The organism is bacterium (genome assembly GCA_019695335.1).
GTDB lineage: Bacteria > CLD3 > CLD3 > SB21 > SB21 > JABWBZ01.
Window position 1 is genome coordinate 20,634 of record JAIBAF010000028.1, and the last position, 22,061, is coordinate 42,694.

The window sequence follows — 22,061 nt, forward strand, 5'->3', positions numbered from 1 at the left end:
GCAATTCGTTAGAAAGGAGTGTCTATGATATTAGACAGTAGTTTGAGACTCGCACAAAAAGTTCATCAATTGCACGACCGTATGCATACGATAGCCGGACGTACCAGCGAACCGATGGAAAGAGAATTTGACATCGATCGTGTCAATATGCGTTTGGATGAATTATCCAAAAAAATGGAAGGCATGATGGAAGAATTGCGCGATCGTACGGGGGTGGCAACAAAATATTCCGAAAGTACGCTTCGGAATCTACGCTACCTGTCGATCCTGACGAGCCATATCGCGGGCGATCTCGATGACATCAATAATGCGTTATCGCGCGGGCAACGATCCGAAGATGAAGCAGCCTACAAAAAGTTGGCGCAGGCATTGTGGCTGCTCGATAAGATGTTTCCTGAATTTGAATCCACCATGCGAACGATGCGCGAAAATTAGTTTTCCATGCTTTATGGAAATTCATTTTTAGGCGATTATCTTATTTAATTTTTTGAATTTACGTGTGATCAAAATCATTCGGACTTTTGACAAATGTCATATGTTTTTATGGATTTCAGACGTATGTTAGAAAGCCGTTGAAGGCACACGTGTCTGTTGAATTCAGATCAAATTGAAACCGACTGCGGAACGGGATAGGCGACGATGATGAACCCCTCTTGGAAGAGATCTGGATCGGAGGGCTTTATGGAGAAAATCTTAGTCATCGACGACGATGATCATCTTCGCCTGCTTTACAAACTGGAACTGGAACGGCAAGGCTATGAAGTGTCATGTGCCGACAACGGACGGGATGCAATGCCTGTAACGCTCGCGTATCACCCTGACTTGATTATTCTGGACATTATGATGCCGCAGGGCGATGGAATCGATTACTTACGATGGCTAGTAGGCAACCATATTCAGATACCCGTAATTATTTATTCAGCCCACGCACATTATAAAAGTAATTTTATCAGTTGGGGTGCGGATGCGTACCTGATCAAATCATCGGATTTGACGGAACTCAAAACGGAAGTGAAAAAGATTTTACAGCAACGGCAACTTTCATAAAACAACTTACGGCTATGATAATAGGAATTCCCAAAGAGCAACCCGGTGAACGCCGGGTGGCATTGACGCCGGCAGGCGTGAAAACACTGGTTCGTGCCGGTCACACGGTTATGGTTGAGAGCGACGCCGGTACGCCGAGCGGCATCAGCGATAAAGAATTTGTAGAAGCGGGCGGCCAGATCGTTTTCTCTCACGAAGAAGCTATTCGCCGTGTCGATTTCCTGCTCAAAGTCGGCGCACCGACGGATGCGGAATACGATATGCTTAATCGCGATCAGATCGTATTTTCATTCTTTCACCTCGCGGTCGCGGATAAACTGCATGTTGAAAAACTGATGCAAAAACACATTGCCGCCGTAGGTCTGGAAACGATTGAAACAGAAACGAGACGATTGCCGGTCCTACATACGATGAGCGAAATAGCAGGTCAATTATCTATTATGGTTGCGGCTCAGTTGCTGGAATGCAATTCCGGAGGCCGGGGCATTTTACTCGGCGGATTACCGGGCGTTCCGGCGGCGTCGGTGGTGATTCTCGGCGGCGGTGTGGTCGGACACCATGCCGCGCAAACGGCACTTGGATTGGGTGCGCAGGTTCTGCTCATGGATGCCGATTTAGAAAAATTGCAGACGATAGACCGTTTATTTTCGAAAAAAATTACGACGATCATTGCCAATGAATACAACATCGCGAAAGCGTTGCAATTTGCCGATGTAGTCATCGGTGCGGTATTGATTCATGGCGCCAAAACTCCAAAACTCATTACTGAGAGTATGGTGAAAACGATGAAAACGGGCGCCGTGATAATCGATGTGTCGATCGACCAGGGCGGATGCGTTGAAACCAGCCGTCCGACTAATCCGAAAGATCCTTTTTTTGTGAAACACGGCGTCATTCATTATTGCGTCCCCAATATGGCATCCAGCGTCGCGCGTACAGCGACATTTGCGTTGAACAATGTTTTACTGCCCTATATTCTGGAAGTTGCAGGATCAGGCGTCGACACTGTTGAAAAAATCAATCCGGCGATCCGGAGGGGTTTGTATACTTTCCAGGGAAAATGTCTGCATCCTAAAATTGTCGAACTTTTTGAATTGAAATAAACGGAGTTTATGAACTGGTTAGATGACTACAAAAGCAAACGCGCTACGGCCGATGAAGCCGTGAAATTGATTAAATCCGGCGACCGGATTCACGTGCATCCCGGCTGCGCCAATCCGGAAACGTTGATCAAAGCCATGGTGAAACGTGCACCGGAACTGGAGAACGTGGAATTAATCCATTTGCTGACCTTGGGTTATGCCGATTACGTTTTACCGCAATATTCCAAAAACTTCCATCATCGCGCCTTATTTGTCGGTGCGAATTGCCGTGAAGCCGTCAATGAAGGCCGCGCCGATTTTATTCCGATTTTTTTATCGGAAATTTCTTCGTTGTATCGCCAGGGAAAAATCAAATTAGATGTAGCGCTTTTACATTTATCGCCTCCGGACGCTCACGGCTTTTGCAGTTTAGGCGTCGGCATTGAAAATACCAAAGCGGCTTCCGAAACCGCCAAAATTGTCATCGCTCAAATTAATCCTAACATGCCCCGGACGTTAGGTGATTCGTTCGTGCACGTTTCAAAATTAGACGCCGTGGTTGAAGTGGATACGCCGGTAGTCGAATTGCCCCGCGTTCGGATGACGGAACAAACGCGCAAAATCGGGGAAAACGTCGCTTCACTCATCGAAGACGGTTCGACGTTACAAATGGGCATCGGCGGAATTCCGGATGCCGTGTTGTATTATCTGAAAGACAAAAAAGATTTAGGCATTCACACGGAAATGTTTTCCGACGGTATCATGGAATTGGTCGAACAAGGCATCATCAATAACGAAAAAAAGTCGCTGCATCCCGGCAAGATCGTTTCGAGTTTTATTTTGGGAACGCGTAAATTATACGACTTCGTCAATAACAATCCGATCATTGAATTTCATCCGTCGGAGTACGTCAACGATCCTTTTATCGTCGCTCAGAATGACAATATGATTGCTATTAATTCGGCTATCCAAATCGATCTGACGGGGCAAGTTTGTTCCGATTCGATGGGCCGCCACATTTTCAGCGGCATCGGCGGGCAAGTCGATTTCATTCGCGGCTCGGCACGATCAAAAGGCGGCAAACCGGTGATCGCAATCCCGTCGACCGCCAAAGACGGCGCTATCTCACGCGTCGTCCCGACGCTGACGGAAGGCGCCGGCGTCGTAACGTCGCGCGGCGATGTGCATTATGTCGTGACGGAATTCGGTGCCGTCGATCTGTTTGGAAAAAGTATTCGCGAACGCGCTAAAGCGTTGATTTCGATCGCCGATCCGAAATTTCATGAACAGCTCGAAGCCGCAGCAAGAAAAATGAATTACCTGTGATCATCCACGATTGAAATTAACGTCATACTCGGAACGGCTGAATGCCGTTCCGGGTTTGTTTTTTCAAATAAAAATTTTTAGTTTGCATTAACCGACCCAAATATAACTCAGACCCAATCATGAGCTCCGAATCAGAAAACACCAATTTTTTAATCAAATTCTGGCCGACAACTTTACTGGGGATCGCCGCATTGGCAACGCTTGTTCCGTCATCGACCGCATCTTCAAGCAATTTTTTTGGTTATATGTCGATGTGCCCGAATGCGCCGATCAGTACTTTAGCGTGTACATTTTTTGCATGGTTTTTTTACATGAAGAAAGCGAAGTGAAACAATAGTCTGCTGATATGTTTGAAAACTTACACCATTTGAAGTCTAGTGTTATATTACAATTATCTTTGTCATAAATTTTCATACGGAGGAATATCATGAAGAAATCCGGCGGATCGAAGAAACTGATTTATCTTTTCAAACAGAGCAAAGCCGATGGCAATGCCAAAATGATGAATACGCTCGGCGGTAAGGGCGCTCACTTGGCTGAAATGGGACGCATGGGCATTCCGGTACCGGCCGGATTTACGATTTCGACGGACATATGTACGTACTATTATGCCAACAAGCGTCAGATGCCCAAAACTTTTAAAAACGACGTGCGCAAAGCATTGACACATATTGAAAGAGCGATGAATGCTACTTTCGGCGACCCGGAAAATCCGTTGCTGGTGTCCGTTCGTTCCGGTGCGCGCAAATCGATGCCCGGCATGATGGAAACCGTTCTCAACGTCGGTCTCAATAATACCACACGCGACGCGTTGATTCGCAAAACCAATAATCCGCGTTTCGTGTACGACACCCAACGCCGGCTCATCCAAATGTACGCCGACGTCGTCATGGAAAAAGCGCAAGGCATCGAACCGGAAGAAGGCAAAGGCATTCGTGTACAACTGGAACATATTCTCGCCGACATGAAAAAACGGCGCGGCGCACATTCCGATACTGATTTAACGGCGGACGATCTGAAAGAAATTGTCGAATTGTATAAAAATAAAGTTCAGGAAGTTTTAGGAAAACCATTTCCGGAAGATCCCGAAGAGCAACTGATGGGCGCCATCGGAGCTGTTTTCGCAGCGTGGAATGGCAAACGCGCCGTGTCGTATCGCCGCATCGAAGGCATTCCCGACGAATGGGGCACTGCGGTCAATGTGCAAGCGATGGTGTACGGCAATAAAGGGGATACATCCGCGACCGGCGTGGCGTTTACGCGTAATCCGGCGACCGGTGAAAAGATGTTTTACGGTGAATGGCTTTCGAATGCGCAGGGCGAAGACGTCGTTTCCGGCTCACGCACGCCGAACCCGATCAACGTTTCCGGTAAAAACGAGCACAGTCATCATTTAAAATCACTCGAAGAAGCGATGCCGCAGGTGTACAAACAGCTCGATGCGATCCGTACAAAACTGGAAAAACATTACCGCGACATGCTTGACATTGAGTTTACAATTGAAGATGGAAAACTCTGGATGCTGCAATGCCGTGTCGGTAAACGCAACGGCGTCGCCGCCGTCAAGATCGCGTTGGAAATGCTGAAAGAAAAATTGATCACCAAACATGAAGCGATCATGCGCGTTACGCCGGATCAGATCGACGAACTGTTGCATCCGATCATTGATCCGAATGAAGAAATCAAAGCGAAACCTTTTGCGAAAGGTCTTCCCGCCGGGCCGGGCGCTGCTTCCGGAATGGTCGTATTCAATGCGCAAGACGCTGTGAATTGGGCGAAACAAGGTAAAAAAGTAATTTTAGTTCGTGAAGAAACAAATCCCGAAGATGTGGAAGGTATGCGTGCGGCGGAAGCGATTCTTACGGCGCGCGGTGGTATGACGAGTCATGCGGCGCTGGTCGCCCGCGGCTGGGGCAAATGCTGCGTCGTCGGCGCATCGTCGCTGGAAATTGATTACGATTCACGCGCGTTCCACTCCAACGGAACGGCTGTCAAAGAAGGCGATTGGCTCACGCTCAACGGCTCCAAAGGTTACGTCTACGAAGGCCAGTTGCCGATGATGCGCTCGACCAAAGAAAACGCCGACTTCAATGCATTCATGAAACTGTGCGACGACGTGCGCCGCCTGAAAATCCGCACCAATGCGGATACGCCCGAAGACGCGGGACGCGCGATGGATTTTGGCGCCGAAGGCATCGGGCTTTTCCGGACGGAACACATGTTCTACGGCAAAAATTCCGAGACGCCGCTTTTCATTCTGCGCAAAATGATCGTTTCAAAAACCCAGAAGGAACGTCAGGCCGCAGTAGATGAATTATTCCCGTACGTAAAAAACGATATGAAACAAACACTCGCGGCGATGAAAGGTTATCCCGTCACGATCCGCACACTGGATCCGCCGCTGCATGAATTTATTCCCAATCGCCATGAAGAACGTCAGCGATTAGCGGAAAGTCTCGGTATTTCGGCGGATCAATTGAATTCCCGCGCGGACGATCTGCATGAAAATAATCCGATGATGGGTCATCGCGGCGTGCGTCTGGGCATCACATACCCGGAAATCACCGAAATGCAAATCCGCGCGATTTTCGAGGCGACGGCGGAATTACTCAAAGAAGGACAAAAAGCATTTCCCGAAATCATGATTCCCGTGGTGACCGTTGATACGGAACTGGCGCATCAGAAGCAAGTAATTGCTCGTGTATATAAGGAGACGCTTGAAAAATTTGGTTTGAAAAAAATCCCGCATCTCGTCGGAACGATGATCGAAGTGCCGCGTGCGGCCGTGACGGCGGATAAAATTGCCGCTGAAGCGGAATTTTTCTCATTCGGTACGAATGATCTTACGCAACTTGGATTCGGTTTTTCGCGTGACGATATCGGAACTTTTGTTCCGCATTATGTCGATAAGAAAATTTTACCGGTCGATCCGTTCCAGGTTTTGGATCGCGAAGGTATCGGCTGGCTGATGCAGGTTGCGATTTTAAAAGGACGCAAGGCGCGCCCGGACCTGAAGATCGGCATTTGCGGTGAACACGGCGGCGAGCCACACTCGGTGGAATTTTGCCACCAGCTTGGATTGAATTATGTCAGTTGTTCGCCTTTCCGTATTCCTATTGCGAAATTGGCGTCCGCTCAAGCGGTGGTGAAGGAGAAAAAGTAAGGCACGCGGATAAGACGGATTTTATCGGATTTATTTTAGAGAGCGGAACGCTAATGTTCCGCTCTTTTTTAATGCACTTGACATTTGTTATTACATTTGTTATAATTTCAAAAAAAGGAATGTCACATGCAAAAAACAGCCGTTCGTAAAGTAGGCAATAGTTTTGGAATTACTCTGCCTAAGGCCATTATTGAAACCTACAATCTGTCAGAGGGGGATGAACTTCACATAATTGAAACGAATGAAGGCATCGTTTTATCACCCTTCAATCCGGAGTTCGCCGAATGGGCTGAAGCGTACGATCAAGTCAATCGTAAATACCGTAATACCCTTCATAAACTTGCCAAATAATGGCCGTTAAATTTTTGCCGCTTGAACTTGTCAAGCTCATTCACGCCAACCAGATCCATCGTTACGGCGGTTTGCCCGGGATACGTGATCACGGTTTGCTGGAATCGGCTTTGGCTCAGCCAAAAATGAGTGCCGGCGGCCGTCTCATCCATAAAAATATTTTTGAACAAGCCGCGGCTTACGGCTTTCACCTTTGTAAAAATCATCCATTCGTAGACGGGAATAAACGTACAGCTTTCGTGTCCATGTACGTTTTTCTTTTTAATAACGCTTATGAAATTGTTGCTACAGAAGGAGAAGCGTACTTGGCGATGATGAAACTTGCTAATGGCAGGCTTTCGAAAAACGAAGTGGTTTCGTGGCTCAAGAAAAATTGTCGGAAGATAAAGAAGTGATTATTGCACACGGATGACACGGACAGACGGATTTTGTACGGATTTATTTTTGTAGGGCGGGATGTTGTTCCACTCATTTTTTGTCGGGCACTTCTTTTTTCATCGAGAGACTAAACCTAATAACAAATAGCAAAATGAATACAATCAATATCCAGTGATCAGAAAGTTTGATAATCCATGCCCAGAAGCCAGTTGCATCTACTGGAAATTTAACTCTGCATGTCCCTTGAGTATGTGATACTTTTATATAATCTTCTTGCGATGAAAAAGATGACCCGATATGATATTTTTCCCAGACTGTTATTCGAATTCTGTTTATAGGCCTTAAATTTCCAATTTTGATTTGCTTTGAAAAGATACCTGCCGAATGTGCGTCAAGTTCATCTGTTGTAATTGAATAGTAACCGTTGAAAGGAAGATGAAGTATTAAATCGTTTAACTCTCCTTCTTTTTCATTTTTTATTTCAAAAAACCAGATTTGATAATAGTCTAAAAACTGGTTACGTAGATCATGAAAACTTCTACTAAGTTTATATTGCAAATTGTAATCGTCTATAGTTCCAAAAAGTCGTTTGGAGACTATCCATATCTTTTCTCCAAGAAGAAGGAACTTCAAACCGTGATCTCCGACCAGTTGCAGATAAGTCTTCATCCATCCACCCTTTTATTAAAATAATCAGAGTTATAATCATTGAAATTAAACTTATTACTGTAGTTATCTTACCAATTGATACCCACGTTTTATCTTTTAGCATTATCTTCCTCTTGAATTGCTTCTCGTTAACTTAATTTTGATAGAGATACGATTAATTGTACTGGACGAATCCAGAATTTGCAAGAAGAAATTTAGTTGTTTCGCTGGATTCCCGCTTTCGTGGGAATAATAGTGAAGGAGGCTCCCATCCCCATGTGCCAATTTCTCTAATTCGTAGATAACCCATTCGTATTGATTTAAATGGACTAGGAAATTTTTTCTTAAAATGGCACTTTACAGAATTAAGTCTGTACTGTATATTGGCCTATCATTTTAGTCCAATATCTGCAATTGGCCTGTATAAAATGTTTGAAATTGGTCTATAATTCGTTATTTTTGTCACATCATACAGTCCAATTATAGATAAACACCATAAAGGCGTCGTATGTCGTCCAAAAAACATTTCTCAGCAGGTTTGAGTTCGTATGTGATCTGGGGATTTGTGCCGCTGCTTTTCAAAGAGTTGAGCGCGTTCGATGATTACGAGATTATTTTCTATCGCGTGTTCGTGGCCGCAATCGCGATGACGGTTGTTTTTTCGCTGGATTTGAGAGAATCATGGAATGCGGTGGCGGATGTGTTTCGCCAGTCGAAAAAAGATTTTTGGATCATGATGACGCTGACACTCGTGGGCGGCGCGCTATTGATGGTGAACTGGGTGACGTATGTGTACGTGGTGAATCACGTGAGCATTCACGGCGCAGCATTCGCCTACCTGATCCTGCCGATCGCCACTACGTTTCTTGCGTTTTTTATTCTCGGCGAAAAATTGAACAAAAATAAATGGACCGGCATCATACTCAGCGGCATTAGTTGTTATCTCATGGCTAACGTAGACGTGAATCAGATTCTGTACATCGCCGCGATCACGCTGTCGTATTCGTTTTACATGATCACGCAGCGGAGGAATTTGTATGTCAATCGCCGGATCAGTTTGTCGATGCAAATGGTTGCGGGCGTTTTAATGATGCTGTTGATCGATCCGATCAAAACGCCGGTCGCGCAATTGGACTTTCATTTCTGGTTGTTTATTTCGCTGGTTGCGTTGTTTTTTACCATTACGCCGTTACTGTTGAATCTTTACGCGCTGAACGGGATGGAGTCGTCACAGCTCGCATTTTTGATTTATATAAATCCGATCATCAGTTTCATCATTGGCGTGACGATTTACGGCGAGGAATTGGATTGGCTGGCGGTAGTTGCTTACAGTTTGATGGCGATTGCGATCGTGATTTTCAATTGGGAACTGATCGGCCACGCCGCGAAAAAAACGGGCATTTACAAATCGCAGGAATCCGTAAAGAAAGTTGCCTAAAAGGAAAAACACGATTTTTGTGTATTTGAGAGGTTGAGATGTACGTTCCTAAACGATATGAAGAAAAAGACGAAGCCATTATTCGTGAATTTATAAAAACGAATAACTTTGCGACCATTGTAAGCTGCGACGAAAAGACGCCGGTGGCAACGCATTTGCCGTTGGATCTGGTGCAAACGGACGAAGACGAATTTTTGTACGGACATTTTTCAAAAGCGAATACGCATTGGAAAAAATTGAAAACCGATCAGACGGTCTTGGCCATTTTCACGGGCCCGCACGCGTACATCACGCCGCAGTGGTACGATCATATGAATGTTCCGACGTGGAATTACACCGCCATTCACGTGTATGGCAAACTTTCGATCGTTGAAAATTATGACGAATTATATACCATGCTTCAACGGTTAATTGACAAACATGAAGCGCGTTATGAAAACAAATATACGATCCATTCCATGACTAAAGAGTATCTGGACAATGAAATGAAAGGGATCGTAGGATTTAAAATCAAAATTGAAAAATTCGAAGCGGCGTTTAAGCTGAGCCAAAACCGGCATGAGCGGGATTTTGAAAATATTGTTCATCAATTGTCACAGAGCGACGACGCAACCGAGAAAAACGTTGCGGAATGGATGAAGAAAAAAAACCCGCACAAAAAATAGGATGATGGGGAATTCACTCAGAACCGAGTTCGGAGTGACAAAAAACTCAGTGTGAGGAAATATGGAATATTACAAAAATGAATTTACGATCAGCACGGACAAACGAAAATTAGATATCGAAACGATTCATGGTTTTCTGACCACGTCGTATTGGGCGAAAGACATTACGCCGACGATTGTTTTGCGCGGTATCGAGCATTCGCTGTGTTTCGGCATTTACGACGGATCGAAACAAATCGGATTTGCGCGCGTGATTTCGGATTACACGACGTTCGCTTATCTGGCCGATGTTTTCGTCATCGAAACGTACCGCGGTCGCGGGTTGTCGAAGTGGTTGATGGAATGCATTATGAATTATCCCGATCTTCAGGGTTTGCGCCGGTGGATGCTGATGACACGCGATGCGCACGGATTATATGAACAATACGGGTTTCAGATTGCAGCGCGTCCACAACACGTGATGGAGATTGCACGACCGACTATTTATTCAGAAATGTTCACAATGAACAATTAAGTAATGATTAATGAACAATAGTAATTCAATAAAGGTAATCACGACTTATTTGGAGATGTTCGAAAAGCCGAAGTTTTTTTTCGAACAAAAACCGGGGACGTCAGTCATTCGTGCAGAAAAACCGACGGTTTCGTTTTACCGCTATTTATATAACACCGTCGGCGCGTCGTGGCTGTGGGTCGATCGAAGAAAAATGAAAGACGTGGAGTTGCGAACGATCATTCAAGATCCAAAAATTGAAGTGAATGTCTTATACGTCGGAGGCACGCCGGCGGGATATGCGGAGTTGGATTTACGCCAGCCGGGTGAAATCGAGCTCGGATATTTTGGACTGATTCCGGATTTTGTCGGGCAAGGTTTGGGAAAATATTTGCTCACATGGGCCGTTGACGCCGCGTGGAAAAAAAATCCAAAACGTTTTTGGGTACATACATGCAGCCTCGATCATCCGACGGCTTTGCCCTTATATCAAAAATGCGGATTCACTATTTACAAAACTGAAGAACACTATGACGGATCCGCGCACGGAAGGCTGGTTTCAATGAATGTTATTCGCTGTACAGAAAAGCACGCAGCAGTGATTGCACCGCTATTCGACGCGTATCGCGGGTTTTATCATCAAACCTCCGATATCACCGGCGCAGAAAAATTTTTATCCGACAGGCTGAAGAATTCTGAATCCATTGTCTTTGTGGCTTTGGATGATTCCGGGAAAGCTTTGGGCTTTGTTCAATTGTATCCGTCGTTTTCATCGGTTTCAATCAAAAAAATTTGGATTTTGAATGATTTGTTTGTCATCCCGGAAGCACGCAAAAAGGGCGTTGGCGAAGCTTTAATGGAAACGGCACGGAAATTTGCAGTGGAAACGCATGCTAAAGGATTGCAATTGGAGACCGGAATTGAAAATATCACCGCGCAACGTTTGTACGAAAAACTTGGTTATGTCAGGAACGTCGAAACGCATCAATATTTTCTGAAGGTGTGATTGTGATTCAAAGCATGACTGAAAACGATTGGCCGTTTGTTCAGGCGATTTACGAGGAAGGCATTGCGACCGGGCATGCGACGCTGGAAGTCAGTGTTCCGGATTGGCCGAAGTGGGATGCCGAACACGTGGAGGAATGCCGGCTTGTTTTCAGAGAAAACGGTACCGTTCAAGGTTGGGCCGCATTGACAGCCGTTTCAGGGCGTTGCGTCTACGCCGGCGTGGCCGAAGTCAGCGTGTATATCGGTAATTCTTTCAAAGGCAAAGGCATCGGTAAAAAATTATTGCAATCGCTTGTAGAAACATCAGAAGCGAATGGTATCTGGACTCTGCAAGCCGGAATTTTAAAAGAAAATACCGCCAGCATCGAATTGCATAAATCGTGTGGTTTTCGCGAAGTCGGCGTACGCGAAAAATTGGGACAACTCAAAGGCGTGTGGCGCGACGTCGTTTTGATGGAAAGGCGCAGTAAGGTAGTAGGCGTATGAAACAACGTAATGTTGCCGTAATTATTTTTGACGAAGTCGAAGTGCTCGATTTTTGCGGTCCGTTTGAAGTTTTTTCCGTGACGGGACAACGGGATGGTTCCAATCCATTCAATGTGTACACGGTTGCCCAACACCATCAATTAATTTTGGCGCGGAATGCTTTGAGTGTTAAACCGCATTTTGATTTTAACGATTGCCCGGCTCCCGATATTGTGGTGGTGCCCGGAGGGTTTGGAACGCGCAAAGAAATGAATAATCCGGTGTTGCTCGAGTGGATTCGTGAAGTTAATCAAAAAGCTGAATTAATGTTATCTGTGTGCACGGGCGCGTTAATTTTAGCCAAGGCAGGATTGCTTGACGGTTTATCGGCGACTACGCATCACGGTGCAGTCGATTTATTGAAAGAAGTCGCGCCAAAAACGCGCGTCGACACATCAAAACGTTTTATTGACAATGGCCGGATCATTTTATCGGCCGGTATTTCGGCCGGACTGGATATGTCGCTTCACGTTGTAGAAAAATTATTGGGCAAAGCGCAAGCGGTTGAAACAGCCCAATACATGGAGTATCGTTGGGAAATCGATAAGACCGATCAATAAGTTACGATTTATTCATAGGAGAAAACATGGATTTTAAAACGCGCCCCGCAACCGGTGACTACAACGACTATTTTAAACGGTATATCGATCGCATTCCCCCGGAAAGCGATTTGTTACAGCTATTAGAATCAGATTTTCGTGAGACGGAAAAATTCATCCTGTCGTTATCGGAAGAACAGTTAAACCACCGTTATGCTCCGGATAAATGGTCGATCAAGGAGATCATCAATCATCTTACCGATGGCGAACGGGTATTTGCTTACCGCGCGATGCGGATTTCACGCAAAGATCAAACCGTTCTTCCCGGGTTTGACGAAAATTTATACGTACCGAACGCCAAAGCCTCTGCTCGATCTATCAGCAGTCTGATATCGGAATTTTCAGCTGTTCGCCGCGCAACCATTGAACTATTTAAAAATTTCGACAGTGAAATGTTGGCGCAAACCGGAACGGCAAGCAATTATAAAATCTCCGTACGCGCTCTTGGTTTTATTATCGCAGGGCACGAATTGCATCACATGAACGTTATTAAAGAACGTTATTTGAAAGGATAAAATTTTGAATGCTTTTTATTGGCCAATTGTCCTGGTTGTCGCCGCTAACATCATTTATCATCTCTCCCAAAAATCGATCCCGCATAGCGTGAATCCGATAGTATCGACGATCGTTGCCTACGGAGTTGCGCTCGTGGCGTCAATCGTTTTGTATCCGTTTTTCGCCGATGGGCAAAGCATTGCCAATCAAGTGAAGGAAATCAACTGGTCGACGTATACGGTTGGAATTGCAATCGTAGGAATTGAAGTTGGATTTTTGCTGGCGTACCGCATCGGTTGGAACGTCAGCTTTGGCGCCATTTTTTCAAATGCGACGGCAACGTTGCTGCTGATTCCGCTTGGATTGCTGTTTTTTAAAGAAAAAATATCATGGATCAATATTACCGGCATCCTGTTGTGCATTGCCGGATTGTGGATGATTATAAAAAAATAAATTTTTAAGGATAAATATGATCGACTACCGCATCGGGAATGATCTGGATTTGGATGAAATGATTGAGTTATATCGCGCTTCGACTTTAGGCGAACGGCGGCCCGTGGACGATCGTAAACGAATGGGCGAAATGTTGAAAAATGCAAATTTAGTTGTGACGGCGTGGGAAGGAAATTTGATGGTTGGTATTTCACGTTCCATAACGGATTTTGTATACGCAACGTATTTATCGGATCTTGCCGTACGATTGTCGCATCAAAAAGCCGGTATCGGAAAGGAATTGATCCGCCGGACACAAGCGGCGGCTCCACAAGCCAGCGTCATCCTTTTAGCCGCACCTAAGGCTGTGGATTATTATCCACGTATCGGATTTACGCAGCATCTCAGTGCGTGGTGGTTGAAGTCGGATGAGAGAGTGAAATAAATTATTTATACCAGAGAACACTGAAAGCGCAGAGATTACGAAACTGATTCCTCGCTTCGTTCGGTATAGAGCAAAGGGAAGTAAATGGAAGCAACTTTTAAAGATCATTTTTCAAAGCAATCGGATTTGTACGCTAAATTCCGTCCCGATTACCCGAAAGCAATGTACGAATTCATCCTTTCGCATGTGCAAGGGCGAGAACTTGCATGGGATTGTGGTACAGGTAACGGGCAGGTGGCGGCAGCATTAGTTGAATATTTTGATCGTGTCATTGCCACCGATCCAAGCGCCAAACAAATCGAAAAAGCCTTTCACCATGATAAAATTGAATACAGAATCGAACCGGCTGAACAAACGAGCCTGCAAAACGGAACCGTTGATTTTGTCGCCGTCGCACAAGCGTTACATTGGTTTGATTTCGATCAATTCTATTCAGAAGTCCGTCGCGTAGCTAAATCCAAAGCTATTGTTGCGGTATGGACGTATGATCTTTTAAAAGTGAATGCTGAGATCGATCAGATTATCAATCATTTTTATACGGAAGTTGTCGGGTCTTATTGGCCGAAAGAACGGCGCTGGGTGGATGAACAATATAAAACCATTCCTTTTCCGATTGACGAATTCAAAGCGCCGGAATTCTTCATCGATAAATTTTTTAATTTTGAAGATTTTTTAGGTTATCTCCACACATGGTCGAGCGTGCAGCAATACATTAAAATCAATGGCCAAGATCCGGTTGATGAAATAAAACATGATTTATTAACCGCATGGGGAAACCCCGGAAAAGAAATTCCGGTTCGTTGGCCGGTATACGTCAGAATAGGACGAGTATGAATCTTTCATCAATTTATGTTTACCCGATCAAAGCGTGCCGTGGCCTTTTAGTTGATCATGTGACGTTTGACGAATATGGAATTGAAGGAGACCGTCGTTTTCTGATCGTCGATTCGGAAGGTGTGGCGATGACGCAACGTGACTTTCATACTTTGACATTTGTCGAGCCGCAAGCCGATGGAGAAGTTCTTTCACTGTCAGCCCCGGGAATGAACAAAGTTCAAATTGACGTTTCTCATAATCACTTTCGACAAAAAGTTCAAGTGTGGGATGATCGTTGCGATGCCGAGGATTGTGGCGATGAAGCAGCCGAGTGGTTCAGCGAATATTTAAAATTACGGTGTCGATTGGTAAAAATGGCTCATGGCTTTACGAGACTGATTGACAGAAATTATTCGTCACTTGACGAGCACGTAAGTTTTGCCGACGCTTATCCGGCATTGATCATTTCTGAGGCATCGCTCGCGGACTTGAATTCAAAGCTCGAAGAAAAAATAACGATGAAACGCTTTCGTCCGAATTTTGTGGTTGAAGGTTGCGAACCGTTTGCCGAAGACAGTTGGAAAAAAATACAAATCGGTTCTATGACTTTTCGCGCGGTCAAATTATGTGCGCGCTGTGTGGTTCCGACGATCAACCTTGAAACCGGAGTGCCGGGAAAAGAACCATTACGCACACTGGCGACGTATCGTACCATCAATGGCAAAGTCATGTTTGGCCAGAATATCATTCACGATCAGAAATCGGGCTCAGTGCGCGCCGGCGATACCGTCACAGTGATTCAATAAGGAGAGATTTATGAGAATTCCTTTATATCAAATTGATGCATTTACCAACCGTGTGTTTTCAGGTAATCCGGCTGCCGTGTGTCCGTTGGAATCGTGGTTAGATGATACGATCTTACTGAACATCGCTGCGGAAAATAATTTATCCGAGACGGCGTTTTTTGTACGTGAAGGTGACATTTTTCGTTTGCGTTGGTTTACACCGCGTGTTGAAGTGGATTTGTGCGGGCACGCTACACTCGCATCGGCGTACGTAATTTTTAATTTGATGCACTATCACGGCGACCGGATTGAATTTCTTTCTCAAAGCGGGCCGTTGTGGGTTTATCGCCGTGGTCATCATTTGGTAATGGATTTCCCGACGCGCGATCCGATAGCCTGTGAAGTTCCGGCCAATTTAATCAAAGGCCTTGGCGTGCAACCGATTGAAGTGTTGAAATCGCGGGACTATTTTTGCGTGCTCGATTCGGAAGAACAAGTTCGCACCGTTATTCCGGACATGAATTTGTTGATGACTCTCGACGCCGATGTGCTTATTACCGCGAAGGGTAATCAGGCGGATTTCGTTTCCCGCTATTTCGCTCCGCTCGCCGGTATTCCTGAAGATCCGGTGACGGGTTCGACCCATTGCAATCTGATTCCTTACTGGGCGGAAGCTCTTGGCAAAAAAGAATTGTACGCCCAACAGCTTTCCAAACGCGGCGGGGAAATTTTTTGTGAAATGCACGGGGATCGCGTGCACATTGCCGGAGAAGCGGCGAAATATTTTGAAGGTTTTATTGAAATATAATAATGGAAAATAAAGTACTTATCATCGATTATTCCCAAGAACATCAACCGGTGTTCAAAGCGCTTAATGTAGCATGGATCGAGAAAAGTTTTGAAATGGAACCCATCGATCATTATCAATTGGATCATCCGGAAGAAGCGATTTTGAAAGACGGCGGATGCATTATTCTTGCTCAATATGATAACCAAATCGTAGGAACATGCGCGTTGATCAGAATGAATACGGAAGTCGTAGAAATGATCAAAATGGCTGTCGATGAACGTTTTCGCGGTTTGAAAATCGGTCATGAGTTAGGAAAAGCCATTGTCGATAAAGCAAAACAGATGGGCGCAAAAAAAATTGAATTGTATTCCAGTACGACCGGTTCGGCCAATGCCGTGCAATTGTATAGAAAATTAGGCTTCCGCGAAATTCCTCTCGATCACATGGAATTCAAACGGGCCGATATTAAAATGGAATTGGAATTATGAAAATCGAAACTGTTCCTTTTCAGGTTGTTGATTGGAAAGCAGTTGACACGACTGAACATGCCGGCGATTCAGGTAAGGCCTACTGGAGAACTTTTCAGGAAGGCAATATCCGCGTTCGTATGGTCGAATATACGCCGGGTTATCATGCCAATCATTGGTGCAAAAAAGGGCACGTACTATTGGTAATGGAAGGTGAATTAACTACCGAACTTGAAGACGGGAGAAAATTTACGTTAAAGCCGGGTATGAGTTATCAGGTAGCCGATGATCTTTTTCCGCATCGGTCATACACGGAAAAAGGCGCAAAATTATTTATTGTAGATTAACGTCCAAGCTTCTTTGAAGGAGCCATTATGTTTTTCGAACTTAACAAAGACAACGGTATTCCGCTGTATATTCAGATTGAATCGCGTTTGACGCAGCTGATCCATCAGGGAATACTGAAGCCGCTGGAACGGTTGCCGGCAACTCGGGAATTATCGGATCAACTGAATGTGCATCGCAATACGGTCGTTCAGGCTTACCGTGAATTAGAAGTGAAAGGGTTTGTGTTTTCTGAAGTCGGGCGTGGCACCTTTGTCAACAAATACATTAAACCCGAATCGCATCGCGAGACTTTTTCATCGTTGATGTCGAGTGCACAATTTTCTTACGACGGATTGTACTCTGATAATTGGATCAGCCCCGAAGACATTACGATGACGACCATTGAAAACATCGTTCGGACCTGCCATAAACCTAAAGACGTTATTGCTTTTTCTTCCGTAGTGCCGGACAAAAACATTTTCCCTTTACGCGAATTTCAAAATTGTACGTATCACACGATTCAGAAATACGGCGTTGATTTATTGGAAATGGGTGACACGCAGGGATTTCGCCCATTTCTGGAATACTTACCTAAATTTTTTGTCCGCCGCGGTATGACCGTGCACAGCGATGACATCATCATTGTCAGCGGGATTCAACAAGGCATCGATCTGATCAGCCGTTTGCTGCTTAATCCCGGCGACACAGTCGTTACAGAGGAATTGACCTATCGCGGCGCGCTGCGTATTTTCCGTTCGCTTGGTGTCAATGTCATCGGTATTCCCGCCGATCGTCAAGGCATGAGAACCGACGTGCTGGAAACTATTCTTGAGCGGCAGAAAATTAAAATGATTTATACGATTCCAACGTTCCAAAATCCGACCGGAACGGTCATGCCGCTCGAACGGCGTAAACAGTTACTGGAGTTAGCGCAGCGATACCAGATTCCAATCATCGAAGATCAGTACGCCAATGAACTGAGGCTCGACGGTGAAGAAGTACTGCCGCTGGCGGCGCTGGACAAAACAGGACAAGTGATTGTGCTCGGAAGTTTTTCAAAAATTCTCTTTCACGGAATCCGCCTCGGCTGGGTCGTTGCGCCCAACAAAGGTTTTTTTAACAAATTGTGTTACGCTAAACGTATTACCGACTGGCAAAACAATTATTTAATTCAAGGCGCTATTCTTGAATTTTGCGAACGTGGTTATTTCGATAAATACCTGAAGAAAAAATTAAAAATTCTTAAAGAACGCCGTGATGCGATGTACGAAGCTTCACGAAATTATTTTCCGGAAGAAGTGTTCTATGAACGGGCGTGCGGCGGGCTTTTCGAGTGGGCGGAACTGCCTCCCGAGTTAAACGCTTATGAATTGCTTATGGAAACACGCCAACGCAGCGTGCTGTTTACGCCGAAAAGATTTTTCTCCGCTCATGCAGACGATGATAACGGTATGAGGCTCGGCTACGTTTCATACGAGCCTTCGAAAATTGCGGAAGGCATGCGGATCCTTGGTGAGTATTTGAAGCGTGCCATTGCTGTTCAGTCGAATACGGTCGTTGTAAGCGAAAACATTGCACCGGTGATTTAGTTCGAAAGGAAGAATAAATCATGAACGATTTAAAAAATCAAATCTTCGAGCTATCGGAAAAAATTAGGTACGTTGCGATTTACAAAAACGGTGAATTGATTTCGTCGAGCAAGCAAGATTTACAAAACACCAGTTCGTCCGAATCGGATAAATATGAGGAGTTGATTGTCAACCCGACGTTGCTTACACTGGCCACGCAACGTGGCAATATCGATTGCGGCGGATGCGAGTATATCGTAATTCGTTACGGCCATTTTTTTGAATACATGTCTCGAATCAAAGACGGCCATGTCAGTGTTGGGATCGAACCGGATGCGGAAGTTACTGACTTGGCTATCCGTCTTAAAAAAACGCTAACTATTCACGAGTGATGATTGGTCAAATAATTCAAATTAATGTCTCTTCCGGTGGCGTGCCCAAGAGACCGGTTGCATCGGCGTTTGTCAGCTTCGAACGGGTTGAGGGTGATGATTGGCGGTATAAAGATGTGCATGGAGGGGCGCAACAAGTCATTTTGATGATTGCTCAAGAAAATATTGATACACTTGCAAAGACAGGCTTTTCAATATTCCCAGGGGCACTGGGAGAAAATTTTACGACGACCGGCATTGATTACAAAAATATTCGTTATGGCGATGTATTCAAAGCGGGCGATACTTTGGAATTTCGCATTACCAAACGCCGTGCGCCTTGCAGGACTATTCTAGTCTATGGTGCTGCGATCGGCGAAGCTATTTTCGATAGAGCTGCGAACGAACATGATTTTCGTTCTGAAAAATGGGGCATGTCCGGTTTTTATGCCGAAATACTGAAAGAAGGATCCGTCAAAACCGGTGACGCGATTGAAAAAATTAACAGGATTACCTCTAATGAGTAAAAAGAGCTATTGGCCGACGCTGGTGATCGTCATTCTCTCCGTCATCTGGGGCTCAACGTGGATTGCCATCAAATTTGGATTGGAAGATTTGCCGCCTTTCTTGTTCGGAGGTTCACGCTTTATCATCGCGACGATTTTAGTTTGGTTGATGATGAAAGTATGGAAGATCACGTTTCCTCGCGATTGGGAGTCGTGGAAGATCATGCTGATTCTTGGTCTCGCGCAGGCGGGCGATTATGTATTTGTATTTTGGGGCGAACAGTATATCAGCGGCGGGCTGGGCGCGATTTTGTTTGCGACAATGCCTTTTTTCGTTGTGATCCTTAATTATTTCATGGCCGATGAACACGGAGTCGAGCCTGTACAAATCGTAGGTATTGCAATTAGTTTCATTGGTGTTGTTCTGATTTTTATCAAAGATATGTCACTTTCAGATAATTCTGTATGGGGTGGCATCGCGATTATTGCTGCATCGATTTGTGGGGCGTTTATCAGCGTCTACGCGAAACTTCATGCCAATAATATTCATTCGATTACGAATACATTCACGCAAATGCTCGTATCGGCTGTTGTTTTGTGTACGATGGGATTGATTTTAGAAGATGTAAATCGATTCCATTTGACAATGGATGGCGCCTTGTCCATTCTGTATCTTGGTTTGTTCGGCTCTGCGATTGCGTTTGTTTTGTACATGTGGGTTATTAAAAAAGTTTCAGTGATTGAAGCTTCTGTGATTCCATTGACGACGCCGATTGCCGCTGTAATTCTAGGTTGGGCAATGCGCGATGAAGCGATGGGAATCAATGTGATTGCCGGAGGAATTTTGATTCTTGCAGGAGTATATCTTGTTAATATTTTAAAAACTCAATTGATGTTTAGAAAAAAAACAGCTGTTTCCTCCGGACCTGCAGAGGTTGCTGACGTCGTCAATGAGGCAAAAATTTAATTTGATTACTCGTTTTGCGTATTATAAAAACGCACGTTTTTTAAAAAATTCATATATTTTATAGCAAGGAAAGGAAAACTCATGGCAGTAAATAATCAAAAACAAGCGGTCTCCGGCGGCAATGGCCAGGAGGATAACGTTTTGAAAGGAACGTATAAAGTCAAAGTCGGGTTAGCCGAAATGCTGAAAGGCGGCGTCATCATGGATGTCGTCAATGCCGAGCAGGCAAAAATAGCTGAAGATGCCGGCGCATGCGCAGTCATGGCTTTGGAACGTGTGCCCGCCGATATTCGCCGCGACGGCGGTGTCGCGCGGATGAGCGATCCGGAAATGATTCTCGGTATCATGGATGCGGTGACGATTCCGGTCATGGCGAAAGCGCGTATCGGACATTTTGTCGAAGCGCAAATTCTCGAAGCGCTCGGCGTCGATTTTATTGACGAGAGTGAAGTGTTAACGCCCGCGGACGAAACCAACCATATTTACAAACACGATTTTAAAATTCCGTTCGTTTGCGGTGCGACTAATCTCGGTGAAGCTTTACGCCGTATCGGTGAAGGAGCGGCGATGATTCGCACCAAAGGCGAAGCCGGCACCGGCAACGTTGTCGAAGCCGTACGTCATATCCGCACCATCGTCGGCCATCTCAAAAAACTGACCGTGATGGGAGAAGATGAGTTAATGAGCGAAGCAAAAACGCTCGGAGCGCCGTACGAACTCGTTCGCTGGGTCGCCCAGCACGGAAAATTACCTGTGCCCAATTTTTCGGCGGGTGGTATTGCGACGCCGGCGGATGCGGCTTTGGTCATGCAACTTGGCGCGGAAGCTGTATTTGTCGGTTCAGGCATTTTCAAATCCGGCAATCCGGCGAAACGCGCGGAAGCGATCGTGAAAGCCGCCACGCATTTTCGCGATGCTCAGGTTTTGGCGGATATTTCCAAAGGCCTCGGTGAAGCTATGGTCGGCATCAACCTGGACACTTTGAATGCCAGTGAACTTTTGGCCAACCGCGGCTGGTAATAATTAAAATTTTGGGTTACCAGAATTGTCTGAATGCATTTGTTGCGGCAACTACTTAAAAATTAATCAAACTTAGTGTCTGAGTGTTGAAAAAAATAGGTGTATTGGCGCTGCAGGGGGATTTCGATGCGCATCAAAAAATGCTGGATCGACTGTCCGTACAGTCGTTACAAATTCGAACCCGTGAACAACTAAATGATATAGGCGGACTGATCATTCCGGGTGGCGAGAGTACTACTTTGATTAAACTCATGCGTGCGTTCGATCTGATCGAACCGATCAGTCAATTTTATGAAAAAGGCAAACCGATTTTCGGTACATGTGCCGGTTCGATTCTCGTAGCCAAAAA

Annotated in this window: 29 protein-coding genes; 28 read left to right on the top strand and 1 reads right to left on the bottom strand. The window is 45.2% G+C overall.

Annotated elements, in window-relative coordinates:
- The first annotated feature begins 24 nt into the window (after positions 1 to 24).
- The 8 genes from K1X84_08925 (at position 25) to K1X84_08960 (ending at position 7,364) form a co-directional block, all read left to right on the top strand.
- On the top strand, positions 25 to 435 hold the full coding sequence (locus tag K1X84_08925; protein ID MBX7151751.1) for a hypothetical protein: 411 nt from the start codon (positions 25 to 27) through the stop codon (positions 433 to 435).
- 246 nt (positions 436 to 681) lie between these two features.
- Positions 682 to 1,047, top strand: coding sequence for a response regulator (locus K1X84_08930; protein ID MBX7151752.1), 366 nt, complete (start codon positions 682 to 684; stop codon positions 1,045 to 1,047).
- Between the two features lie 14 nt (positions 1,048 to 1,061).
- Entirely contained in the window at positions 1,062 to 2,150 is a 1,089-nt protein-coding gene (locus K1X84_08935) for an alanine dehydrogenase (protein MBX7151753.1), read from the top strand.
- A 9-nt stretch (positions 2,151 to 2,159) separates the two neighbouring features.
- Positions 2,160 to 3,455: a 4-hydroxybutyrate CoA-transferase gene (locus K1X84_08940; GenBank protein MBX7151754.1), complete on the top strand. Its 1,296-nt coding sequence runs from the start codon at positions 2,160 to 2,162 to the stop codon at positions 3,453 to 3,455.
- A 119-nt stretch (positions 3,456 to 3,574) separates the two neighbouring features.
- Complete coding sequence (locus tag K1X84_08945; GenBank protein ID MBX7151755.1) at positions 3,575 to 3,784, top strand: hypothetical protein; 210 nt, start codon at positions 3,575 to 3,577, stop codon at positions 3,782 to 3,784.
- Between the two features lie 98 nt (positions 3,785 to 3,882).
- A complete protein-coding gene (gene ppdK, locus K1X84_08950; protein ID MBX7151756.1) occupies positions 3,883 to 6,618 on the top strand; it encodes a pyruvate, phosphate dikinase in 2,736 nt (911 codons plus the stop codon).
- A 126-nt stretch (positions 6,619 to 6,744) separates the two neighbouring features.
- Positions 6,745 to 6,969, top strand: a complete 225-nt coding sequence (locus K1X84_08955) for an AbrB/MazE/SpoVT family DNA-binding domain-containing protein (GenBank protein MBX7151757.1) — start codon at positions 6,745 to 6,747, stop codon at positions 6,967 to 6,969.
- Complete coding sequence (locus tag K1X84_08960; GenBank protein ID MBX7151758.1) at positions 6,969 to 7,364, top strand: type II toxin-antitoxin system death-on-curing family toxin; 396 nt, start codon at positions 6,969 to 6,971, stop codon at positions 7,362 to 7,364. Before K1X84_08955 ends, K1X84_08960 begins: the two co-directional genes overlap by 1 nt.
- Before the next feature lie 73 nt (positions 7,365 to 7,437).
- On the opposite strand, the gene K1X84_08965 is transcribed toward K1X84_08960, so the two are convergent.
- A complete protein-coding gene (locus tag K1X84_08965; protein MBX7151759.1) occupies positions 7,438 to 8,016 on the bottom strand; it encodes a hypothetical protein in 579 nt (192 codons plus the stop codon).
- A gap of 487 nt (positions 8,017 to 8,503) precedes the next feature.
- On the opposite strand from K1X84_08965, the gene K1X84_08970 reads away from it, so the two are divergent.
- The 20 genes from K1X84_08970 to pdxT form a co-directional block, all read left to right on the top strand.
- Positions 8,504 to 9,433, top strand: a complete 930-nt coding sequence (locus tag K1X84_08970; protein MBX7151760.1) for an EamA family transporter — start codon at positions 8,504 to 8,506, stop codon at positions 9,431 to 9,433.
- A gap of 38 nt (positions 9,434 to 9,471) precedes the next feature.
- The gene (locus K1X84_08975; GenBank protein MBX7151761.1) at positions 9,472 to 10,098 is read left to right on the top strand and encodes an FMN-binding negative transcriptional regulator; all 627 of its coding nucleotides are present in this window, start codon (positions 9,472 to 9,474) and stop codon (positions 10,096 to 10,098) included.
- 61 nt (positions 10,099 to 10,159) lie between these two features.
- Positions 10,160 to 10,612: a GNAT family N-acetyltransferase gene (locus tag K1X84_08980; GenBank protein MBX7151762.1), complete on the top strand. Its 453-nt coding sequence runs from the start codon at positions 10,160 to 10,162 to the stop codon at positions 10,610 to 10,612.
- Positions 10,613 to 10,622: 10 nt separating this feature from the next.
- Positions 10,623 to 11,597 carry a GNAT family N-acetyltransferase gene (locus tag K1X84_08985; protein MBX7151763.1) on the top strand — a complete coding sequence of 325 codons (975 nt, stop codon included), beginning with the start codon at positions 10,623 to 10,625 and terminating at the stop codon, positions 11,595 to 11,597.
- A 14-nt stretch (positions 11,598 to 11,611) separates the two neighbouring features.
- Positions 11,612 to 12,085: a GNAT family N-acetyltransferase gene (locus K1X84_08990; GenBank protein ID MBX7151764.1), complete on the top strand. Its 474-nt coding sequence runs from the start codon at positions 11,612 to 11,614 to the stop codon at positions 12,083 to 12,085.
- Complete coding sequence (locus K1X84_08995) at positions 12,082 to 12,684, top strand: DJ-1/PfpI family protein (GenBank protein ID MBX7151765.1); 603 nt, start codon at positions 12,082 to 12,084, stop codon at positions 12,682 to 12,684. The genes K1X84_08990 and K1X84_08995 overlap by 4 nt, the downstream gene beginning before the upstream one ends.
- A 26-nt stretch (positions 12,685 to 12,710) precedes the next feature.
- Positions 12,711 to 13,238: a DinB family protein gene (locus K1X84_09000; GenBank protein MBX7151766.1), complete on the top strand. Its 528-nt coding sequence runs from the start codon at positions 12,711 to 12,713 to the stop codon at positions 13,236 to 13,238.
- 4 nt (positions 13,239 to 13,242) lie between these two features.
- Positions 13,243 to 13,671 (top strand): EamA family transporter, encoded by a 429-nt coding sequence (locus tag K1X84_09005; protein MBX7151767.1) that lies wholly within the window; start codon positions 13,243 to 13,245, stop codon positions 13,669 to 13,671.
- 16 nt (positions 13,672 to 13,687) lie between these two features.
- Positions 13,688 to 14,095 carry a GNAT family N-acetyltransferase gene (locus tag K1X84_09010; GenBank protein ID MBX7151768.1) on the top strand — a complete coding sequence of 136 codons (408 nt, stop codon included), beginning with the start codon at positions 13,688 to 13,690 and terminating at the stop codon, positions 14,093 to 14,095.
- Between the two features lie 84 nt (positions 14,096 to 14,179).
- Positions 14,180 to 14,929: a class I SAM-dependent methyltransferase gene (locus K1X84_09015; protein ID MBX7151769.1), complete on the top strand. Its 750-nt coding sequence runs from the start codon at positions 14,180 to 14,182 to the stop codon at positions 14,927 to 14,929.
- The gene (locus K1X84_09020; protein ID MBX7151770.1) at positions 14,926 to 15,717 is read left to right on the top strand and encodes an MOSC domain-containing protein; all 792 of its coding nucleotides are present in this window, start codon (positions 14,926 to 14,928) and stop codon (positions 15,715 to 15,717) included. Before K1X84_09015 ends, K1X84_09020 begins: the two co-directional genes overlap by 4 nt.
- Positions 15,718 to 15,727: 10 nt before the next feature.
- On the top strand, positions 15,728 to 16,504 hold the full coding sequence (locus K1X84_09025; protein MBX7151771.1) for a PhzF family phenazine biosynthesis protein: 777 nt from the start codon (positions 15,728 to 15,730) through the stop codon (positions 16,502 to 16,504).
- Between the two features lie 2 nt (positions 16,505 to 16,506).
- Positions 16,507 to 16,974: a GNAT family N-acetyltransferase gene (locus K1X84_09030; protein MBX7151772.1), complete on the top strand. Its 468-nt coding sequence runs from the start codon at positions 16,507 to 16,509 to the stop codon at positions 16,972 to 16,974.
- The gene (locus K1X84_09035) at positions 16,971 to 17,300 is read left to right on the top strand and encodes a DHCW motif cupin fold protein (protein MBX7151773.1); all 330 of its coding nucleotides are present in this window, start codon (positions 16,971 to 16,973) and stop codon (positions 17,298 to 17,300) included. The genes K1X84_09030 and K1X84_09035 overlap by 4 nt, the downstream gene beginning before the upstream one ends.
- A 27-nt stretch (positions 17,301 to 17,327) precedes the next feature.
- The gene (locus tag K1X84_09040; GenBank protein ID MBX7151774.1) at positions 17,328 to 18,869 is read left to right on the top strand and encodes a PLP-dependent aminotransferase family protein; all 1,542 of its coding nucleotides are present in this window, start codon (positions 17,328 to 17,330) and stop codon (positions 18,867 to 18,869) included.
- A gap of 20 nt (positions 18,870 to 18,889) precedes the next feature.
- Complete coding sequence (locus K1X84_09045) at positions 18,890 to 19,240, top strand: hypothetical protein (GenBank protein ID MBX7151775.1); 351 nt, start codon at positions 18,890 to 18,892, stop codon at positions 19,238 to 19,240.
- Positions 19,240 to 19,746, top strand: coding sequence for an MOSC domain-containing protein (locus tag K1X84_09050; GenBank protein ID MBX7151776.1), 507 nt, complete (start codon positions 19,240 to 19,242; stop codon positions 19,744 to 19,746). Before K1X84_09045 ends, K1X84_09050 begins: the two co-directional genes overlap by 1 nt.
- Positions 19,739 to 20,692, top strand: coding sequence for an EamA family transporter (locus K1X84_09055; protein MBX7151777.1), 954 nt, complete (start codon positions 19,739 to 19,741; stop codon positions 20,690 to 20,692). The genes K1X84_09050 and K1X84_09055 overlap by 8 nt, the downstream gene beginning before the upstream one ends.
- Positions 20,693 to 20,773: 81 nt before the next feature.
- A complete protein-coding gene (gene pdxS, locus K1X84_09060; protein ID MBX7151778.1) occupies positions 20,774 to 21,712 on the top strand; it encodes a pyridoxal 5'-phosphate synthase lyase subunit PdxS in 939 nt (312 codons plus the stop codon).
- Between the two features lie 86 nt (positions 21,713 to 21,798).
- The coding region (gene pdxT / locus K1X84_09065) for a pyridoxal 5'-phosphate synthase glutaminase subunit PdxT (protein ID MBX7151779.1) at positions 21,799 to 22,061 on the top strand (263 nt) is incomplete at its 3' end.

What these genes read in the sequence shown, in the direction of transcription:
- K1X84_08925 (MBX7151751.1), top strand. Translation starts at nt 25, where the DNA reads ATGATATTAGACAGTAGTTTGAGACTCGCACAAAAAGTTCATCAATTG.
- K1X84_08930 (MBX7151752.1), top strand. Translation starts at nt 682, where the DNA reads ATGGAGAAAATCTTAGTCATCGACGACGATGATCATCTTCGCCTGCTT.
- K1X84_08935 (MBX7151753.1), top strand. Translation starts at nt 1,062, where the DNA reads ATGATAATAGGAATTCCCAAAGAGCAACCCGGTGAACGCCGGGTGGCA.
- K1X84_08940 (MBX7151754.1), top strand. Translation starts at nt 2,160, where the DNA reads ATGAACTGGTTAGATGACTACAAAAGCAAACGCGCTACGGCCGATGAA.
- K1X84_08945 (MBX7151755.1), top strand. Translation starts at nt 3,575, where the DNA reads ATGAGCTCCGAATCAGAAAACACCAATTTTTTAATCAAATTCTGGCCG.
- ppdK (MBX7151756.1), top strand. Translation starts at nt 3,883, where the DNA reads ATGAAGAAATCCGGCGGATCGAAGAAACTGATTTATCTTTTCAAACAG.
- K1X84_08955 (MBX7151757.1), top strand. Translation starts at nt 6,745, where the DNA reads ATGCAAAAAACAGCCGTTCGTAAAGTAGGCAATAGTTTTGGAATTACT.
- K1X84_08960 (MBX7151758.1), top strand. Translation starts at nt 6,969, where the DNA reads ATGGCCGTTAAATTTTTGCCGCTTGAACTTGTCAAGCTCATTCACGCC.
- K1X84_08965 (MBX7151759.1), bottom strand. Translation starts at nt 8,016, where the DNA reads ATGAAGACTTATCTGCAACTGGTCGGAGATCACGGTTTGAAGTTCCTT.
- K1X84_08970 (MBX7151760.1), top strand. Translation starts at nt 8,504, where the DNA reads ATGTCGTCCAAAAAACATTTCTCAGCAGGTTTGAGTTCGTATGTGATC.
- K1X84_08975 (MBX7151761.1), top strand. Translation starts at nt 9,472, where the DNA reads ATGTACGTTCCTAAACGATATGAAGAAAAAGACGAAGCCATTATTCGT.
- K1X84_08980 (MBX7151762.1), top strand. Translation starts at nt 10,160, where the DNA reads ATGGAATATTACAAAAATGAATTTACGATCAGCACGGACAAACGAAAA.
- K1X84_08985 (MBX7151763.1), top strand. Translation starts at nt 10,623, where the DNA reads ATGAACAATAGTAATTCAATAAAGGTAATCACGACTTATTTGGAGATG.
- K1X84_08990 (MBX7151764.1), top strand. Translation starts at nt 11,612, where the DNA reads ATGACTGAAAACGATTGGCCGTTTGTTCAGGCGATTTACGAGGAAGGC.
- K1X84_08995 (MBX7151765.1), top strand. Translation starts at nt 12,082, where the DNA reads ATGAAACAACGTAATGTTGCCGTAATTATTTTTGACGAAGTCGAAGTG.
- K1X84_09000 (MBX7151766.1), top strand. Translation starts at nt 12,711, where the DNA reads ATGGATTTTAAAACGCGCCCCGCAACCGGTGACTACAACGACTATTTT.
- K1X84_09010 (MBX7151768.1), top strand. Translation starts at nt 13,688, where the DNA reads ATGATCGACTACCGCATCGGGAATGATCTGGATTTGGATGAAATGATT.
- K1X84_09015 (MBX7151769.1), top strand. Translation starts at nt 14,180, where the DNA reads ATGGAAGCAACTTTTAAAGATCATTTTTCAAAGCAATCGGATTTGTAC.
- K1X84_09020 (MBX7151770.1), top strand. Translation starts at nt 14,926, where the DNA reads ATGAATCTTTCATCAATTTATGTTTACCCGATCAAAGCGTGCCGTGGC.
- K1X84_09025 (MBX7151771.1), top strand. Translation starts at nt 15,728, where the DNA reads ATGAGAATTCCTTTATATCAAATTGATGCATTTACCAACCGTGTGTTT.
- K1X84_09030 (MBX7151772.1), top strand. Translation starts at nt 16,507, where the DNA reads ATGGAAAATAAAGTACTTATCATCGATTATTCCCAAGAACATCAACCG.
- K1X84_09035 (MBX7151773.1), top strand. Translation starts at nt 16,971, where the DNA reads ATGAAAATCGAAACTGTTCCTTTTCAGGTTGTTGATTGGAAAGCAGTT.
- K1X84_09040 (MBX7151774.1), top strand. Translation starts at nt 17,328, where the DNA reads ATGTTTTTCGAACTTAACAAAGACAACGGTATTCCGCTGTATATTCAG.
- K1X84_09045 (MBX7151775.1), top strand. Translation starts at nt 18,890, where the DNA reads ATGAACGATTTAAAAAATCAAATCTTCGAGCTATCGGAAAAAATTAGG.
- K1X84_09050 (MBX7151776.1), top strand. Translation starts at nt 19,240, where the DNA reads ATGATTGGTCAAATAATTCAAATTAATGTCTCTTCCGGTGGCGTGCCC.
- K1X84_09055 (MBX7151777.1), top strand. Translation starts at nt 19,739, where the DNA reads ATGAGTAAAAAGAGCTATTGGCCGACGCTGGTGATCGTCATTCTCTCC.
- pdxS (MBX7151778.1), top strand. Translation starts at nt 20,774, where the DNA reads ATGGCAGTAAATAATCAAAAACAAGCGGTCTCCGGCGGCAATGGCCAG.